18 protein-coding genes are annotated in these 18,697 nt (G+C 35.6%); 10 read left to right on the plus strand and 8 right to left on the minus strand.

Annotation, left to right across the window (positions count from 1 at the left end; all coding sequences use genetic code 11):
- Positions 1-183: 183 nt before the first annotated feature.
- Positions 184-651: an IS200/IS605 family transposase gene (gene tnpA / locus BVC88_RS14570; protein WP_075351658.1), complete on the minus strand. Its 468-nt coding sequence runs from the start codon at positions 649-651 to the stop codon at positions 184-186.
- Positions 652-762: 111 nt separating this feature from the next.
- Between tnpA and rlmD the strand changes: the two genes are divergently transcribed.
- Positions 763-2,172: a 23S rRNA (uracil(1939)-C(5))-methyltransferase RlmD gene (rlmD, locus tag BVC88_RS14575; RefSeq protein WP_075351450.1), complete on the plus strand. Its 1,410-nt coding sequence runs from the start codon at positions 763-765 to the stop codon at positions 2,170-2,172.
- A 60-nt stretch (positions 2,173-2,232) separates the two neighbouring features.
- Here the strand turns inward: rlmD and BVC88_RS14580 are convergent, their stop codons facing one another.
- The 4 genes from BVC88_RS14580 to BVC88_RS14595 form a co-directional block, all read right to left on the minus strand.
- The gene (locus BVC88_RS14580) at positions 2,233-2,622 is read right to left on the minus strand and encodes a hypothetical protein (protein WP_075351451.1); all 390 of its coding nucleotides are present in this window, start codon (positions 2,620-2,622) and stop codon (positions 2,233-2,235) included.
- Positions 2,623-2,697: 75 nt separating this feature from the next.
- On the minus strand, positions 2,698-3,534 hold the full coding sequence (locus BVC88_RS14585) for a universal stress protein (RefSeq protein ID WP_075351452.1): 837 nt from the start codon (positions 3,532-3,534) through the stop codon (positions 2,698-2,700).
- Between the two features lie 109 nt (positions 3,535-3,643).
- Positions 3,644-4,099 carry an Hsp20/alpha crystallin family protein gene (locus BVC88_RS14590; RefSeq protein ID WP_075351453.1) on the minus strand — a complete coding sequence of 152 codons (456 nt, stop codon included), beginning with the start codon at positions 4,097-4,099 and terminating at the stop codon, positions 3,644-3,646.
- A gap of 302 nt (positions 4,100-4,401) precedes the next feature.
- Positions 4,402-4,761 carry a hypothetical protein gene (locus BVC88_RS14595; RefSeq protein WP_075351454.1) on the minus strand — a complete coding sequence of 120 codons (360 nt, stop codon included), beginning with the start codon at positions 4,759-4,761 and terminating at the stop codon, positions 4,402-4,404.
- A 385-nt stretch (positions 4,762-5,146) separates the two neighbouring features.
- Here BVC88_RS14595 and BVC88_RS14600 point away from each other — a divergent pair, with 385 nt between their 5' ends.
- Complete coding sequence (locus tag BVC88_RS14600) at positions 5,147-6,817, plus strand: Na/Pi cotransporter family protein (RefSeq protein ID WP_075351455.1); 1,671 nt, start codon at positions 5,147-5,149, stop codon at positions 6,815-6,817.
- 7 nt (positions 6,818-6,824) lie between these two features.
- Here BVC88_RS14600 and BVC88_RS14605 read toward each other — a convergent pair whose 3' ends face one another.
- Complete coding sequence (locus BVC88_RS14605; RefSeq protein WP_075351456.1) at positions 6,825-7,925, minus strand: site-2 protease family protein; 1,101 nt, start codon at positions 7,923-7,925, stop codon at positions 6,825-6,827.
- A gap of 206 nt (positions 7,926-8,131) precedes the next feature.
- On the opposite strand from BVC88_RS14605, the gene BVC88_RS14610 reads away from it, so the two are divergent.
- The 8 genes from BVC88_RS14610 to BVC88_RS14645 all read left to right on the plus strand — a co-directional run bounded on the left by BVC88_RS14610 (position 8,132) and on the right by BVC88_RS14645 (position 16,845).
- Complete coding sequence (locus tag BVC88_RS14610) at positions 8,132-8,692, plus strand: DUF4136 domain-containing protein (protein WP_075351457.1); 561 nt, start codon at positions 8,132-8,134, stop codon at positions 8,690-8,692.
- A complete protein-coding gene (locus BVC88_RS14615) occupies positions 8,667-9,101 on the plus strand; it encodes a Crp/Fnr family transcriptional regulator (protein WP_075351458.1) in 435 nt (144 codons plus the stop codon). The genes BVC88_RS14610 and BVC88_RS14615 overlap by 26 nt, the downstream gene beginning before the upstream one ends.
- A 90-nt stretch (positions 9,102-9,191) precedes the next feature.
- Entirely contained in the window at positions 9,192-10,604 is a 1,413-nt protein-coding gene (locus tag BVC88_RS14620) for a sensor histidine kinase (protein WP_075351459.1), read from the plus strand.
- A complete protein-coding gene (locus tag BVC88_RS14625; protein WP_075351460.1) occupies positions 10,601-11,251 on the plus strand; it encodes a response regulator transcription factor in 651 nt (216 codons plus the stop codon). The genes BVC88_RS14620 and BVC88_RS14625 overlap by 4 nt, the downstream gene beginning before the upstream one ends.
- A gap of 177 nt (positions 11,252-11,428) precedes the next feature.
- A complete protein-coding gene (locus BVC88_RS14630; protein WP_083639113.1) occupies positions 11,429-12,109 on the plus strand; it encodes a Crp/Fnr family transcriptional regulator in 681 nt (226 codons plus the stop codon).
- A 6-nt stretch (positions 12,110-12,115) separates the two neighbouring features.
- On the plus strand, positions 12,116-12,454 hold the full coding sequence (locus BVC88_RS14635; protein ID WP_075351461.1) for a pyridoxamine 5'-phosphate oxidase family protein: 339 nt from the start codon (positions 12,116-12,118) through the stop codon (positions 12,452-12,454).
- A gap of 1,124 nt (positions 12,455-13,578) precedes the next feature.
- Complete coding sequence (locus BVC88_RS14640) at positions 13,579-16,158, plus strand: cation-translocating P-type ATPase (protein ID WP_075351462.1); 2,580 nt, start codon at positions 13,579-13,581, stop codon at positions 16,156-16,158.
- A 309-nt stretch (positions 16,159-16,467) separates the two neighbouring features.
- The gene (locus BVC88_RS14645; protein ID WP_075351463.1) at positions 16,468-16,845 is read left to right on the plus strand and encodes a hypothetical protein; all 378 of its coding nucleotides are present in this window, start codon (positions 16,468-16,470) and stop codon (positions 16,843-16,845) included.
- A gap of 284 nt (positions 16,846-17,129) precedes the next feature.
- On the opposite strand, the gene thiL is transcribed toward BVC88_RS14645, so the two are convergent.
- Both thiL and mce read right to left on the minus strand, forming a co-directional pair.
- Positions 17,130-18,158, minus strand: a complete 1,029-nt coding sequence (gene thiL, locus BVC88_RS14650) for a thiamine-phosphate kinase (protein WP_075351464.1) — start codon at positions 18,156-18,158, stop codon at positions 17,130-17,132.
- Positions 18,159-18,264: 106 nt separating this feature from the next.
- Entirely contained in the window at positions 18,265-18,666 is a 402-nt protein-coding gene (gene mce, locus BVC88_RS14655) for a methylmalonyl-CoA epimerase (protein WP_075351465.1), read from the minus strand.
- Between the last annotated feature and the right edge of the window lie 31 nt (positions 18,667-18,697).

Below are 18,697 nucleotides of genomic sequence, written 5' to 3' on the forward strand. Positions count from 1 at the left end.
TATGATTGTAGAATCCAAATAATCAATTTCAACGCGAGCTTCGGAGAAGCGATTTGATTACAATAGACAAGATCCTATCGCACCGCTGGTGCTCTTGAATCAATTAATTATTATTTCCTACAATCAAAATGCGCCGCTGGCGCTTCTCGTAAGAAATATTGAAAAATCGAACTTTTAAAAAAATCACAAATCATCCAAAAATTCAAATAAATACTCCTCCTTAAATTCAATTTCAAATTTTTTCAGAAACCCAATGTACTCCTCTTGAAATGACATTTTTTGATGATGAATCTCTTGATTTAAGATATATTCATAAACCTGATTCAATTGGGATCGAGAATAGGAAAATGCCCCATATCCATTTTGCCATGCAAAATTGTTTTCTGTCCATTTCTTGTCCTTCAAAAAATGGCTCGATTTGGTTTTTAAATCTCTAACCAGCTCTGAAATTTTCCGGTCGGGATTCAATCCTACAAAGCAGTGAACATGGTCTGACATTCCATTCACTATAATAGGTTTATGCCCCAAATCCTGAATCATTGAATTCATAACTTTAAAAAACTCTTGACGAAACTCTTGCTTCAAAAGGCTTTGCCTTCCCTTTACCGCAAAAACAAGTTGAATGTAAACTTGGTGAAAAGTATTTGCCATATCCATAAATTTAAAAACTGACCTAATTTAGTTTTTTTCGTTTCGTTCTTCTAATCGGGTTTTCCTGAATTCTCAAAATCATTCTAACCATTTTTCCCTAATTTTGCGCCCATGTCGCGAAAAATGAAAAATAAGGTCATCACCAATCTGAAAATTGAAAAGATTGCATCTGAGGGAAAATGCCTAGGCTATCATGATGAAAAAGTGGTTTTTGTCACTGGAGTAGCTCCTGGGGATGTGGTGGATGTACGAATCACCAAAGGCAAAAGCTCCTTTATGGAGGGTGAGCCTGTGAAATTCCATGAATATTCAAAAGAACGGATTGAACCTTTTTGCGCACATTTTGGAACCTGCGGGGGATGCAAATGGCAGCATATCAATTATGATCTTCAGAAAACCTACAAGCGACAGCAGGTACTAGATCAGTTTCAGCGTATTGCCAAAGTGCCTATTCCTGAAGTGATGCCAACGCTCGGTTCCGAAAAAACCAAGTACTACCGGAATAAACTCGACTTTACTTTTTCAAATAAGAAATGGTTGACGCTAGATCAAATACGATCCGGTGAAGAATTTGATAGAAATGCGCTTGGCTTTCATATTCCTAAAATGTTTGACAAAATCATTGATATCGAGCATTGCTATCTGCAGGGGAATATTTCCAATGAAGTAAGAAATGAGCTAAGAGCATTTGCCCTTGAAAATCAGATTACCTTTTACGATATCCGAAATCAGGTAGGTCTTCTTAGAAACCTTATCATCCGAACTACCAGCACTGGAGAAAGCATGGTGATTGTTCAGTTTGGGGAAAATGATCCGGAGTCAATAAAGGTGGTGATGGAGTTTTTAAATCAAAAATTCCCAGAAATCACCTCTCTAATCTATGTGATCAATCTAAAAGGAAATGAAACGTTTCATGATTTGGAGCTGGTGACCTTTGCTGGAAAAGACTTTATCGAAGAAGAAATGGAGGGTTTGAAATTCAGAATCAGCCCAAAATCATTCTATCAGACCAATTCTGAGCAAGCCTATGAATTATACAAAGTCGCTCGTGAATTTGCAGAATTGAAGGGAGACGAAGTTGTGTATGACTTGTATACCGGAACAGGAACGATTGCAAATTTTGTAGCTAAAAAAGCAAAGCAGGTTATCGGAATCGAATATGTGGAAGCAGCAATTGAAGACGCAAAACTAAACTCGAAATTAAATGGCATAGCTAACACCTTGTTTTATGCAGGCGACATGAAGGAGATGCTCAATGAAGAGTTTATTGCAAATCATGCAAAGCCAGACCTGATCATCACTGACCCGCCACGCGCAGGCATGGATGAAAAAGTTGTCGAGATGCTCTTGCGTCTTGAAGCTCCAAAGATTGTTTATGTGTCTTGTAATCCTGCCACCCAAGCGAGGGATGTGGCATTATTAGCAGAGAAATATGATGTGGTAAAAATCCAACCAGTCGATATGTTTCCGCAAACTTACCATGTTGAAAATGTAATTCTATTGAGTAGAAAAGCTCAATAAAACGCTCTTCAGAGAGATGATCAGTGCTTTTTTAAGCTGAATATTTTGAAAAAACATTGATCACTTTTCTTTAAATAAAAAATAAAGCCTGCTGATCAATACACTTTCTGACTTATTCCTACCAGAGAAAGATTGTGCTATTTTATCTGAAGTATCCAAAATGTTTCGCTTCAGTTTATCCGTAAAAAGGGCCTTGTTTTTATGAAAAAAGTCACAAAAAACGGAATAAGCTTCCTCAGATTTTGGCTTTTCCTTGAATAGCCTTTTTAAAGTTGAAAAAATAATATCCTGACCATTTTGATGATCAAAATCAATGCTCCAATACTTTTCAACAAGATCTTTTATTCTCTTCTTTTCTTCAACTTCTACCCGCTTATCAACTACTGTAACGGCATAGTAAAGATGAGCTAAACAGGAATAAAATTGATCTTTTTCAAGGACTCCCTCCATTACAAAGTATTTGATTTCCAATATTTAAACCCATAAACGAACTTATTTTCTCATTACAATTTACGTATTAGATTTCTATTTAGTATTTAGTATCAAAAAAGGCACATTACAAAGATTAGTATATCTTTCTGTATCGCTACAATTGAAAATATGATCAACACTTTCTTTTCTTTTTTTGACAAGTGCCAGCAAACCAATCTGTTTTTCTTTTATATGTTCATTGAGTCCTTCGTCCAACTCGGTATCATACTTGAAGGAAAAGTTATGATTCAGTTCTTTTAAATATCTATCCAACTTTTTTGCTTCACTTATTTCTTCGGGATCTATTACAGGAGATTGACTTACGTGAACTACATGAATATCGGCACCATAAGCCGTAGCAATTTGAGTAAGTATTCCGAACGTTTCTCTTGATGGTGTCTTTTTGTAATCACCGGCCAAACCAATATTCGTAAAGATCTTGCTAGTATCTGATCCATCCGGAATGACTAATACGGGACATTTGACATTTTTGGCAATCGCATAAGAATTATTACCAACCAAAACCCCCTTGGATTTTGCAGGTCTTTTTGTCCCCATAACTATAAGATCAATGTCATAGATTCGAGTCAAAGAAATAATCGCATCTTGGGGAAAAGCTTGACGTGAGACAAAAGTATGATCGACTTCTTTGAGCAAGAGCATAGAATCCTTTATCGCTTCAAATTTTTCATGCGAATTACTTTCTGCTTTTTTTATTAAAGATTGATAATGCATCGCATCCTTACTTTCGGATGACACTACTTCTTGCTGAAAAGCATTCATAATTAACAGTTTGGCTTCAATCTTTTTAGCCAATTTAGCTGCAATTTCCAATGCCTTCTTCGAAGTCTTTGAAAAATCTATCGGGACAAGAATGGTTTTTTTATTCATGGGAGTTTTATTAAACTGGCCGATTCGATACTTAAAAAATCTTATTTATATCCAAACACGAGAAGTAAGTATTAAACCGGCCAGAATGTTGATTACTAATAGAATGCGATTATCCAATCTTGATTTCCTTCTTTTTAAATAGTTTTTTTGAATTCTCTTTTTTTGGAAGATGGATCATCAAAACACCATTATCATATTTTGCATTAATCTTGTCCTCATTGACAGCTTCAGGCAGCCTAAACGACCTTGAAAATGAACTGAAGCTAAACTCTTTCCGAGTGTAGAAATCAGACTTTTCTTCAGACTCCTCCTTTTTCTCAGAACTTATCGAAAGCACACCATTTTCAATATCGATATGAAAATCACTTCTTTTCATACCTGGTGCTGCCAAATCGATAATAAATTCATTCTCATTCTCTTTTACATTCGCCGCTGGCACTTTGCTTCCAAAGCCATTTCCCCATCTTGGCAAATCAAAATTAAAGAAACTGTCATCATCAAACATGCTTAATAACAATGATGGCGCTTCTGGAAATAATCGGGAACTTTTAACTAATTGGGTCATAATCTTATCCTCCTTTGTTTTAGTGAAACATTAAATTACTTGCTTAAAGTACTTCAATATTTTCCTGCTATAGGATGATATGCATCAAATCAAAAAATGATTTTGATCAACAGCTATTTTCAACAAAATCGAATTATACAGCAATATTGAATTGACTCTTTTGAACAAAATTTCTTCCTTAAACTAAAATCTAAACAACACTTACATAAATAATTTATACTCTTAGTATTCAATCCAAAAAGTCATGGAAAAACAAAATCAAGAGAGCTTTAAAAGAAAAATAAGTGCCTCATTGCACTCAATTAGTCCTGAAAAAATGAATGCATTTTTATTTGATATTCTACCACATTCCGGTTATCCAATGCACCATTAATTTTGAGTAAATGACAGGCTAGCGAGGATAATTTCCAATCTTGATAAATCTGATGATTTTGATCTCTAAACACAATCTTCATGTGATTTTTAACTGGAATTTTAGCACTATTTAAAATTGTGAAAGCTTTTTGAAGTGCATCTCGAAAATCGGAAAAACTAGTAAAACCAAACTCCAAAAAGACATCTGAGGCATAATAATTAAGAACAGCTTCACTTTCATCAGGATCAAACATGTCTTTTCGTTTGAAAACATTTTCAAAACCATATACAATCAATGAATTCTGCATTTAAGATGGGGTTTTGACGAAGATATTTAGAATCTAATTCAGCAGAAATGAGGATCCTCATCTTCCAAAATGACAATCATCATCATGAGTAAGTCTCTACATTATTCATTGAAAAATTTTAGGTAAAAAGAAAAAGTTTATTTCCATTAATAAAAAGTAATAATCTCTAAAATCAACTATTGAATAATTTTAAAAGCTACTACAAAATCAAATAGTGATTAACAACACTTATCTCAAACAAAGAAGTCAACTTGCAATAATTCCCGGCCCTTCCTTATTGACACTGATTTTTTTCAGTATTGGATTACAAAATCTTTAATTTTAATTTCCTTTTTGAAAATTAAGAATTCTGGTTTTCATTCAATCTAAATAAAAGTCAGTAAACATGTGGGAGCACTTTGACCTTTGGAAATTTTTAGCTGGGCTTGGGCTTTTCCTATTTGGAATGTCTCAGTTGGAGAATGGTGTCAAAGAATTAGCAGGGAGAGGCTTCAAAGTTTTCATCAAGAGGCATACTAAGAACAAGCTCAAGGCTATTCTGGGAGGAACTTTGATCACTGCACTTTTGCAGAGCAGTTCAGTGGTCTCGTTAATGATACTTGCTTTTGTGGGTGCCGGGGTGATTAGTATGAAAAGTGCTTTGGGCATTATTCTAGGCTCCAACCTAGGGACAACTTTTACCGGATGGCTCGTAGCTACCCTTGGCTTTAAGTTGGACATTGAGGGATTCGTTATGCCATTTATCGCTATTGGAGGATTACTGGTTGTTTTATTTCCGAAACGACAGCAACTATTTAACATTGGATTATTGACCTTGGGTCTGGCTTTCCTGTTTCTTGGCCTTTCATTTATGAAAGATAGCATCGAATACCTTGCTGAGAATTTTGATATCAGTCTATTTACAGATTACGGACTTTTTGTATTCTTCATTGTTGGATTTTTATTCACAGCTCTTATTCAATCCAGCTCAGCCACTATGGTCATTACGTTGAGTGCATTGAATGTAGGTATTATAGATTTTTACGGCGCCGCTGCTTTAGTCATTGGTGCTAATTTAGGTACTACCATCACCGTACTATTGGGAGCGCTCCAAGGTACAGTTTCTAAAAAAAGGGTTGCACTTGGCCATTTCTTATTTAATCTGGTAACAAGCGTGGTCGCATTTTTATCGATACACCTAATAGTCTTATTTATTACAGACATTTTAAATATTAAAGATGAACTCGTAGGCCTTGCAGTATTTCACAGCGCATTCAACCTTTTAGGGATAATTATATTCTACCCCTTCCTTGGTCGATTTGCGGATTTCCTAGATAACAGATTCAAAAGTTCAAACGACCGAGTTGGATTATTTATTCATGAAACAACTGTGGAAGTGCCTGAAACAGCTCTCGAAGCTTTGAACAAAGAAACCAATCATCTCCTTTCACTAGTTTTAAAATTATGGAGAACAGCTTTTCTTCAAAATAATGAAGATCCAATTACTTGGAGAAATGGGAGATTATTTAGGCCAAGAGAAAACTTCCTTGACAATTACTACGAAATTAAAAAGCTTCACGGTGAAATGATAAATTTCTATGGAGACCTTCAAAAACAGTCATTGACTGAGGATGAATCTTCAAAACTTTCGAAAATAATCACTGCTACGGGAAATGCTTTATATGCAGCAAAAGATATCAAGGACATTGAATTAGATCTTTCCAACTTCCGGAAATCCGGTAAAAAAACCATCAACTCACTTTATGAATTCTTTAATGATTCTAATCGTGCAATGACTTCACGATTCAAACAAATGCTTGATTCTGAATCTAACGAGACATTTTTTGAAGAACTAAGCAAACTCATGATAGACATTCAGAAAAACTATGACAAATTATTGGAAATGGTTTATGATCATTCAAACCGTCGTCATTTGGAAGAAGAAGAAATTGCTACGGTTTTAAATGTCAACAGGGAGCTATATTCTTCCAATAAAGCCATCATTCTCGCACTAAAAGATTTCAAACTCAGTCCGGTTCAAGCAGCACAATTTGAAAATTTACCGCCTTTTAGATAAGGCAAACCTAGTTTATTATTTTTTTCCATTCCGAAGTTGCTTTTTTAAAAGCGATGAATTCCAGAATGTTTTCCAGATTTATCATGCCAATTATCTCCCCATTTTCAGTAACAGGCACCAAATTGTTTTTATCTAGTATTTTATCAATAAAAAGATCTTTCAAAGGGATATTTGACGGTATCGATTTAGTACTAGGATTCATGATTTTGGATAGCGGTGTGTCAAGATCAAGTGATTTAAGTGAGCTGAGGAGAACCTCTCGGGAAATCGTGCCAATCACCGTCTTTTGTGCAGAAATAACCGCAAAACTAGTGGATTGACCATCCAATATTTCTTTTGATGCCTCAGCCAATGTTGTATTTTCATCCAGCAGGTCAAATTTGTGCATCACTAATTCTCCTGCCGTGTGCCCTTCTAAAAGTGCCGATATATTAACTATAGAAGACTCATTCGAAGCAGAAAAAATAATAAACAACCCAATAAAGATAAGGAAAGGATTAAAAAAGACACCTAAAAGTATAAACACTATTGCGAAAACTGTCCCAACTGCAGAAGCAATCTTGGTGGCTTTTACCCTTGAAATAAATAGGGTAAGAAATGCCCTAAAAACTCTACCCCCATCCATAGGGAATGCTGGAATCAAATTAAAAATCCCCAATAAAAGATTTACTTCAAAGAGTAGAAAAAGGAAATTTCGGGAATTCACTTCAGAAATTTCCAGAGATGGGAAATCCGATAAATTATTGGGTATCACAAGTAATAGTAGTACAGCTATCAATAAATTTATCATTGGACCTGATATACTTATTATCAACTCTTCTTTAGGGCTATCGGGTAATTTTTCGAAGCGCGACAATCCTCCAATAGGTAGAATTATTATATCCTTGGTTTTATAACCTAATCGCTGACCTGCCAATACATGCCCAAATTCATGAAATAAAATACACAAAAAGACCGCAAGAATAAATAGAATATGCCAACCAATAGCTACAGCCTGCTGCCCCATTGAAACCCCTAAAAACAAAATATAGCTGATTAGAATGAAAAAGGTCCAATGAATAAAAACCTTAACTTTAGCATATTGGCCTATGTATAACGATCCTTTCATTTGACTTTAATAAACACTAAATAAAATTATAATAAAGAATAATCGAAATGATTTACATCATTTCGATTATTGATTTAAACATCTAAATCAGCCTATTAAATAAAATTTTTAGAGGATGATTTAAGTCATTAGATATTTTGATTTTAATCATTTATACTAAATAAAAAACACAATAGATTCATTTAAATATTAAACCATTAATAAAAATGAAAAACATATTAGTGTCCCTTATATTTACAATATTATTTTTTAGTTGCTCAGAAAAACTATACATCACATCTGACTATGATAGATCAATAGATTTAACACAATATCAAACTTTTGCCTGGGCCGAAGCCCAAGAATCACCATCGAAGGGAAATCCTATGATTGACAATGAGTTAAATAGGAAAAGAATCAAAGATGCAATCCAAAAGGAAATTATTGATTTAGGATTGATCGAATCGGAAACTGACCCAGATTTATTAATTGATTTTCACTTGGTTGTAGATGAAAACACACACTATGTTGCACATGACTATTATCCATTTCCCTATAGATATTGGCCTGAATACAGTATTTCTTCATACACCGTAAAAACGAGTACAATCATCATACACTTTGTTGATTTCAAAAAGGAACAACTTGTCTGGCAAGGAACAGGAAATTCCAGATTATCTGATCCACCGACATCTTATACAGAAGAAAGAATTCAAAATGACGTGAAAGCAATACTTAGTCAATTTCCAAAATCAAATAGAAATGCTAGTTTCAACAGACCAAACTAAGGACGAATTTTCTTTTTTTACCAGCATAAACTCCACCGACAAGATTCCTTTGCTAAAGAGTGGGAAGTGTCTTCTAAGATGCAGACGTACAAATCTTTATAAACAAGGCGACAAACTTACGCAACTCTTCTATCTTATTTTTGGTAGAGTACTTCTCCAAAAAACGGATGCCGAAGGGAAAATCATAAATTTACCTCAGATTAATAATGGGTCATTTTTTGGATTAAATGCACTTTTCAATTTGGGAGAAGCGAACCATTCAGCAACTATCCAAAATGATTCACTTCTATTAGTGATTCCAACAGCAGAATTTGAAGACCTACTGAACCGCTGGCCAAATCTCAAAAGTCAGATAATAAATCAACTCATCCACCAATTGGATTTAACAGAAATGAAAATCCATCTGTAGAATAGATTTTCATTTCTATTTTATATATTAAAAAATGTTTTTCAATCTGAATATGATTAACTTTTTAAATCATTTTTAAAAATCCAAAAAATGGAACTTTCTACAAGAAGCCAAAAAATTGATTCATTGTGCACATTGATTTTCGAAAACTCTGGCGAAGCAATTTTAGTAACTGATTCCAATGGAAAAATTGTTCAAGCAAATCCTAGCTGCTTATCTCTTTTTGAATATACACTAGATGAAATTGTCGGGCAGGAAGTGGAAAAACTGATCCCAACAGAGCTTGATCAGATACATAAGGCTCACCGTAAAAACTTTATAAATTCCCCCGAAAATCGAAAAATGCATTCTGGGTTAAGTTTAACAGGGATAAAAAAATCTGAAGAAAAGCTATGCTTGGAGATTGGGTTAAGCTATGTGAAATCGGAAAATGAATTTTTTATTATCTGTTTTATTTCAAATGTCTCAAACCGGGAAAAATGGCTTTCTAAAATTCGATATCAACAAAAGTTACTGAAGACATATTTGTCAGTGACGCATTCCATATTTTTAATTTTAGGCAGCGATGAGAGAATTATTATGCTTAATAAAGTGGGGAGTACAATTCTGGGAGTTTCCGAGAAAGAGGCGATTGGGAAAAATTGGTTTGATCAATTCTTACCTGTGGATGAAAAGAATTCGATTAGAGATTTTTTTAAAAAAATGATTAACGGTGAAGTTGAAGACACCAATACCCATGAGAACCACATAATAAATTCTGAGGGAGAAAAACGATTGATCGAATGGAATAACACCGTAATAAGATATAAAAATGGAGTCATTGAAGCCATTTTAAGCAACGGTGTAGATATCACAGAGAAACGAATTTTAGAAGATGCTAAAAAGGAAGCATTGATAATAGGCCAGGAGATGGAAAGGCGACGATTAGCACAAGAGCTACATGATGGACTCGGACAAGCTATCTCTGCAATTGGACTAAATATGAATGCTTTGGAGCCCGAAATAGAAAACTTCAACCTTCGATTTAAGACCATATATGCAGATATAAAAGCAAGACTAGATACTGCTTATGAAGAAATCAAAGCCATCTCAAAAAACCTAACTCCTAAAATACTGGAAGATTTTGGCCTGGAAAAAGCATTGGAGTATTTGGGGGAAACGATTGATCAATCGACAAATGTTGAGTTGCACTTGAGTTTGCATGGAGATTTAAAAAATCTAGAAAGTAAAATTTCGCTCACTATTTACAGAATTGTTCAGGAATTGATTAGCAATGCTTTACGCCATGCTCATCCAAAAAACATAAATATCTATGTCACCCGAGGAAAGGACAATATCCTATTGATTGTCGAAGATGACGGGAAAGGCTTTGATCCAAAAAAACCAACTACAGGTCTTGGAATAAGTAATTTAAAGTCCAGAATCGAATTATTTAAAGGAAAGCTAAACATTGACTCAACCGCAAAAGGTGGTACTTCTATTTCAATAAACATTCCTCTATGAAAAAGATAAAAGTTTTGTTGGTAGACGATCATGCCCTGATACGCGAAGGGATTAGAAATTCGCTGGTGAACCAGGATTCAATTCATATTATCGGCGAAGCCCAAAATGGGGAAGAAGCACTTTCCTTTCTCAATGAAAATTTTGTCGATGTAGTTCTAATGGATATTACCATGCCTCTTATGGATGGCATAGCTGCTACAAGAGAGATTGTCAGAAAACACCCAAAAGTAAATGTCTTGATTTTGACCATGCATAATGAATTTAGTATCATTCAAGAGGCGCTTAAGGCAGGTGCTTTGGGATATCTTTTGAAAAATACAAATGTATCTGAACTGAAAGAAGCTATCACCCAAGTAGCAAATGAGGGGACTTATTTCTCATCGGAAATTTCAGAAAAAATCATGAATCAATTGATCAAAGGAAAAGCTGAGCGAGACTCTGATGTAACCGTCAAACTCACTAAACGAGAAATAGAAATTTTAAAACTAATTTCAAAGGAATACAACAATCATGAAATTGCTGAGAAACTTTTTATCAGTCATAGAACAGTCGATACTCACCGGAGAAATTTGATTCAAAAACTACAGGCAAAAAATACCGCAGGCCTTGTTCTGTTTGCGGTAAAGAATAAGATAATTGATGTGTAATTTGAAGTTTTTCCAAAACCTCAGGAGCTAAATTTTTTAATTAATGCTACCACTTAAAACGTATTTGGCTTTAAAAAACTACGCAATTTTCTTAGATAAAAATACGCTTATTACGTCTAACGCAGACATTCTACTTTGTTGATATTTGAGAAAATTCCCACTTAAAACTCATGTGCTATGATTTCTCATCAAACAAATTCTTTCGAGTTAGTAGAAGGCTCAGGTTTACCTTCATTTTTTAAATTTGCTTTTGACCCTTTAGGGGATCTGAGTTTTGAAGAAAATCTTTATAAAAAAGGGGAAGTAGTTTTTAGAATCGGAAGTATGCCACACGGCTTGTTTTTTATTAAATCCGGCAAAGTGAAAAATTTCAAGTACGGAGGTGATGGAAAAGAGCAAATCTTGACAATTGCCGGAAAAGGCAGGTTCTTGGGTTATAAAGATTTATTGGCTGGGCGCAGATATACTTCCGGTGCCATTGTAATTGAAGACTCTGTCCTGATTTTCATTCCAAACAGGGATTTTCTGGACTTGATTAAGTCAGGCGAAGTCTCTGATTATTTTACTAGTCTTTTATGCCAAGATTTGATCGAAGCAGAAGAAAAAATGGTTTCAATGGCCCATAAACCTGTTAGAGGCCGATTAGCAGAAAGTCTTCTTTCTTTAAATGAAACATACAGAGAAAATGGTATCGAGTTGACAAGAGAGGAACTTGCAAACTTGGTAGGTACTGCTAAGGAAACCATTAGCAGACTACTTTCAGAATTTAAAGCTGATAAATTAATTCAGATTGATGGCAGAAGCATAGAGGTCCTAAATCCCAAAGGATTAGATAGGATTCTTGGATTTTACTCATAGAATGAGATGATAGGCATTCTTAACGAACAACAAATTGATTCTTTACTAAGATCTGAGTTGGTAGGTCGTTTGGGTTGTCATGCCCAAGGGACAACTTATGTTGTGCCTGTCTTCTATTATTATGATGGCTCTTCGATTTATGGATATACCAAAGAAGGGCTTAAGACTGAAATTACCAGGGAAAACCCTTCTGTCTGTTTTCAGGTGGATCGAATTGAAAATCTGGCGAATTGGCAAAGCGTAATCATTCAAGGTGAATTCCAAATATTAAAAGGAAGCGAAGTCGAACGAGCCCAGCAGTTACTTACTAATAGAATGTTGCCTTATAAAACGGGAGATAAGTAGCCTACCAAAATTCGGGATGGAGAAATTACCTTCTCTAACTAAACCATTCACACAATTTGTTACCTACCGTATTCTTGTTCGAGAAAGATATGGTAGGTTCGAGAAAGGTTGATAATTACGCTTGGTTGATTGTTTTAATATTGTGTGCAAAGTTAGATTCCTGAATAGCCGAAACTGGATTAACTTCAACCAAACATGAAACAAATACAATCAGAAATGTAATTTGCGATGCCTATCTACTAATCTTGAAAAAAATAGGACGGAAAAAACAACAAGTTTCAATCTGTAATTATAGCGAGCGATATTTTTTGAATTCATTTTTTAAAAAATCTTAGCAAGGTAAATTCCTTTTTTTCCATTCTAGGTAAATCCTAAGCCCCTCAATCAATTTTCTTGGTTCACAAAATTTCCACTTTTTGTAAACATGATTTTCGAAAACATGGATTTAAAAATCAGCTAGGCATGAAAAAACAGAACTAATTCAAAGATTGACTAAAATCACATCTTCTATTGACCCAGATCATCACCTGTTCTATTTTTAGAATCTACCTTTAACACATCAAGCAAAAGATAAAAGGCAAGTGCTGAAACCACTTGAATTGATTATTGGAGCATTCGGAAATTCTGGTTGTAAGGCAGCTAGCTGGGAAGATTAGGAAAATTATCGATTTAGAGTTTGAAAGCTCAGTTTTAGAGAACTGAGTGAGTATGGCGAAGTCACAATAACAATAGTTTGATATCTTTAGAGTCCTACGGGATTAAGAAGATAAAGTGGGTGTGTACTTCGAATGAAGACGTGCCCACTTTTTGTGTTTATAGTAAAACACAAAATCTATTCAATATTGAATTCCATTTTTTTGAGAGTTGATCAATTGTGAAAGTCATTTATTTTATTTCCTCAAGGTCTCTTCTCTATAAATAACCTATACCTCTTTTTTTTTTAATCACTAAATGATTTAATTATTTAAATGACCTAATAAGGTTGATTTTGGAATAAAATATGACAGCATTGACAATCAGGAAACAGCTTTAAAATAAGTGAGAATTTCTTTATATCAAATCCTCATATCATTGGATAAACCAACTCTATAATTGAAATTTGGATATAACCTTTTTAATACCTCGTGCAAAATCCAGAAAATCAGCCCATAGAAGAAATCCTTCAATCGCTTGAAGTAGATCCTGAAAAAGGATTGAAGGATGAGGAAGTGCTATTGAGGAGGACAAAATATGGTGCAAATAGTGTAGCATCTGCCAAAACACGATCTTCTTGGGACATTATTCTGGCGCAATTTAAAAATGTAATTGTCCTATTATTAATTGTTGCTGCCCTAGTCTCCTTCCTATTTGGAGATTATTTTGAGGCTATAGCAATCATAGCGGTCATTTTCATAAATGCAGTTATTGGCTTCATCTTAGAATCACAGGCCAACAGGTCCATGATCGCATTGAAATCACTGGAACAACCTAGCGCGAAAGTCAAGCGAAATGGGAAACTCATTTCAATTCCAATCCAAGAATTGGTACCTGGAGATATATTGTCTTTTGAAGCAGGCGACTTGATTGGAGCAGATGCCCGTTTAATTAATACCAATGCGCTTGAGATAAATGAATCTGCTCTTACCGGAGAATCTCTCCCAACCAGTAAACAAATTGAGGTTATAAAAGAAAAAGTCTCTATCGGTGATCAAACCAATATGGTTTTCCGTGGGACAGCTGTCACTCGTGGTAACGGGCTGGCAGTTATTGTTTTCATTGGTAAGGATACCGAAATCGGTCATGTCTCAACCTTGATAGATGAGGCTCAGGAAGAAGAACTCCCCCTAAACAAAAAACTTAACAAATTTAGTAAAACCTTGATTTGGTTGAGTATTGTAATTATGATTCCTTTTGTGGGAATAGGCCTTCTTCAGTCAAAAGACTTATATCTGTTGATTGAAACAGCTATCGCTCTAGTCGTCGCCTCCATTCCTGAAGGGCTCCCGATAGTTGCCACAATTGCTTTGGCAAGTGGTATGCTGAGATTATCCAAAAAGAAAGTCCTTGTAAGGAAATTAGCTGCTGTTGAAACGCTAGGAGGAACAAATATTATTCTGACCGATAAAACGGGTACACTTACTGAAAATCAACTTGAAGTAACAGAAACAGTTTTAGATAGCAAAGATCCCAGTTCTAAAGACAAACTCATAGAGATCATGGTTCTCTGCAATAATGCGGCGATTAACAATGATCAGCAAAACGTTGGAGATCCTGTAGAAATCGCATTATTGTTATGGGCCGAGAAGGATTCACCCGGCTCAGTACACCTATTTCAAGACCAATGGTCAAAAACCGGAGAAGTCCCTTTTGAAAGTGAAACTAGGATTATGACCACTTTCCATAAAAAAGGCAATACATCTCAAGCCTCTATAAAGGGTTCTACGACGGCTGTGCTAAACATGTGCAAATACTATGAAGAAAATGGTTCGATAAAAGAGCTGGATGAAGAGGGGAAAAGCTACTGGTTGGAACAGACTGAAATACTTTCTGCAAGAGGATTGAAAGTATTGGCAGGTGCTTATAAAGTTTCGGAGGGATCTAATCTCGAAAAAGCAGAAGAGCTGATCATGGCCGGACTCGTGGGGCTTCAGGATCCTGCCAGGCCGGATGTATTTGATGCTATTGCCGAATGTCATCATGCCGGAATACGAGTAGTAATGGTCACCGGGGATCACCCAGAGACTTCCAGGGCCATTGCAAAAAATATAGGATTGATTACAGATCAACATGATCGGGTTATCGAAGGAAAAGACTTAGTATTTGGGAAAAATGAAAGTACCGAATTATTGGATGCTTCAGTTTTTTCCAGAGTAAGTCCAGAGCAAAAATTAAGGCTAGTCGAGTATTATCAATCTAAAGGAATGGTCGTCGCAATGACGGGTGATGGAGTGAACGATGCTCCAGCACTTAAAAAAGCTGACATCGGAGTTGCGATGGGTTTAAGAGGTACAGAGGTAGCCAAAGAAGCAGCCGATATGATTTTACAGGACGATTCATTTTCGTCCATTATTGTTGCCATTAAGCAGGGAAGGATCATTTTTAATAATATCCGAAATTTTGTTATCTACTTACTTTCCTGCAACCTAAGTGAGATACTGGTTGTATCAACTGCCGCATTTTTAAGCTGGGGTTCGCCTCTACTTCCATTACAGATCCTTTTCCTCAACATAGTCACAGACGTATTCCCTGCACTTGCACTTGGGATGGGGCAGAGTAACAAAAAGTCTGTTTTGGAAGAACCACGCACAATCAACGAACCTATACTTACTAAAGTCCACTGGAAATCAATAGTTGTTTACTCATTAATTCTGACTATTAGCGTTTTGGGAGTCTTTGTATATTCAACTAAAGTTCTTGGACTTGATGAACTCCAAACAAACAATGTGGCATTTTTTACGCTCGCCTTTGCCCAGTTGTTTCATCCTTTCAATTTGATAAAAAGGGGAGAAAATATTTTCAAAAATGGAATTGTCAGAAACCTACACTTATGGGCTGCTATTGCGCTTTGTTCAATTTTATTATTAGGAGCCAGTTCAATTAGCCCGTTTGACAGTCTTTTAGGGCTCGCTTTTCCATCGACAGATATGTGGTTGCTGATTGCACTTGGAAGTTTCATACCTGTTCCTATACTACATCTTTTTAAGTTTTTGAAAATTATCAATTAAGCACATACATACTTTCCCCTTCTAAAAGCGGCTAATTCGATACCAAGAAAATATAAGTGTTAGAGACTCCGATTCTCATCATTTAAAGCCAAACTCAAATAAAATTTACCTCCTGGATATTTCTCAAAACTTCTAGAAGAAGGCGGCATATCCTATTTCCTACTTATTGAATTGTTAAAAAACATGGAAATTGAGGCAAAATTGTCCGTTCTTTGTCCTTTAATTCTGAGGGCTTTTATCTTTCAAAACCCATAGTTTAAAAGACCGAATCTTTGATTAGCAGAATCCAATCAGCCAAGTAATAAAACAATGATTTCAGACGAAAACGACCCAACCCTAAACGGAAAATACCTTGGAACCATCACGAGTGATTTTGTAAAAATCTCTGACACATTAAAAGAGGCTTCTTATCAGGTTCGTACTCGAAAATTCTCCGACTACCCGATTTTCCCAATATGCAAAGAGATGCAGCCCATAGGTAAAATTTTCGTTGGGAAAGCAGAAAAAGATCTTGATTGGAATTACTTCATTACCTATTTAGATGAGTTTGTACAGCGGAAATTAATTGCAGAAGAAGCTATTGAAGACTTCCAAAAAGCTTATAAAGATCCGGATGAGTTCTGCTGTTTATTTGTAATCGACGGTGCGTTCACCAGCTTTGTTTACATCCCCTATCCAAACGACTGATCCAAATTTATCAAATAAAAAGGCTTTACTGAAACATTTCAGTAAAGCCTTTTTATTTATTGATTATAAGTTATTTATAGCTCTTTATTAAAAAATATAATTGAGCTCACTTTTGAAGTTTAACATTCTATGATAAAATGTTTTTTTTCGAAATCACCACTTTTAATCAAGGAATAAACCGCTTCAATAAAGCCACTCTGATTGACCATCCTCGACGAATTAACTTGTCTAGAGAGTTTTAAAATCTTGAGTCTTAAATCTTGAGTCTTGATACTTGTTTCTTTCTAAAAATGCTTCCAGCCTTGTGCTTTAATTTGGACTGCGGTTCCACTTTTGGTTACTAAATACTTTCCCTCTTCTGATTTAGTGATATGACCTATGAAATGGATATCCGGATGCTTTTCTACTTTTTCAAAGTCTTTCTGATCGATCGTAAACAGCAGTTCGTAATCTTCGCCGCCATTCAAGACACAAGTAATAGGATCTAAATTTAGCTCAACAGCAGTATCAAATGTCTGCTTATCGATTGGAAGTTTGTCCTCATAAATCGTCGCACCTACTCCAGAAGCCTTACAAATATGGAAGATCTCAGATGCTAATCCATCGGAAATATCCATCATGCTTGTCGGAATGACTCCCAATTCTTTAAACTCATGGATGATATCCATGCGAGCATCCGGTCTCAGCTGCCGACCGGTGACCACAGTATATTTATCCAATTCCGGTTTCATATCGGGATTAGAAAGGAAGACTTGCTTTTCTCTTTCAAGAACTTGTAGACCTACAAGGGCCGCACCCAAATCTCCAGTCACGCAAAGGATATCATTCGCTTTTGCACCAGATCGATAAGTAACTTCCTCCTTTTTTGCTTCGCCTATAGCAGTGATAGAAATCACCAATCCAGATCTGGAAGCGGTAGTATCTCCGCCAACTAGATCAACTCCATAATGATCGCAAGCTGCATAAATACCCTCATATAGCGCCTCCACTGCTTCTAGTGAAAAACGATTGGAAAGACCAATGCTGACAGTAATCTGCTTAGGAATCGCATTCATCGCAGCGATATCAGATACATTCACTGCCACAGCCTTGAATCCCAAATGTGGTAAAGGAGCATAAGAAAGATCGAAATGAACACCTTCCATCAGCATATCAGTAGAAACTACTTTCACATGGTCTCCGGCATCAATTATCGCTGCATCGTCTCCAATCCCTTTGATGGAAGAGGAATTCCTGATTTTTACTTTTTTGCTTAAATGATCTATTAGGCCAAATTCACCCAGATCGGCTATTTCTGTTCTTTTTTCAGACATGATTCGATTTATGATTTAAGAAATACGAGAACGTGCTTTGGAGTAACAATAATTAAGGGCTGGGTACTACTAATTTACCAACCTCCAAACTTTGTAACCTTCCAAATTAAAACTTCTCTTGACAAAGCTCCACCAAAACGCCGTTTGTACTTCGTGGGTGCAAAAATACCACTAATTTATTATCCGCACCTTCCTTTGGGGTTTCATTGAGGATTTCAAATCCAGCTTCTTTTAATCGAGCTACTTCTGCTATTATATCCTCCACATCAAATGCGATATGATGTACTCCTTCTGACTTTCGGTCAATAAATTTAGCGATCGGGGAATCTGTTCTTGTTGCCTGAAGCAATTCTACCTTAGTTTCCCCTACTTGAAAAAATGAAGTGTCTACTCCCTCACCTTCTACTTTTTCTGTTTTGAAATGAGTTTTACCCAACAATTTTTTGAAAAGCTCATTTGATTTTTCAAGGTCTGCCACTGCAATCCCTATATGCTCAATTTTCCTCATGTTGAAATTTCTTATATTTACACTGAATTAT

It is taken from the genome of Algoriphagus marinus, from assembly GCF_001936475.1.
In the GTDB taxonomy this organism is placed as follows: Bacteria; Bacteroidota; Bacteroidia; order Cytophagales; family Cyclobacteriaceae; genus Algoriphagus; species Algoriphagus marinus.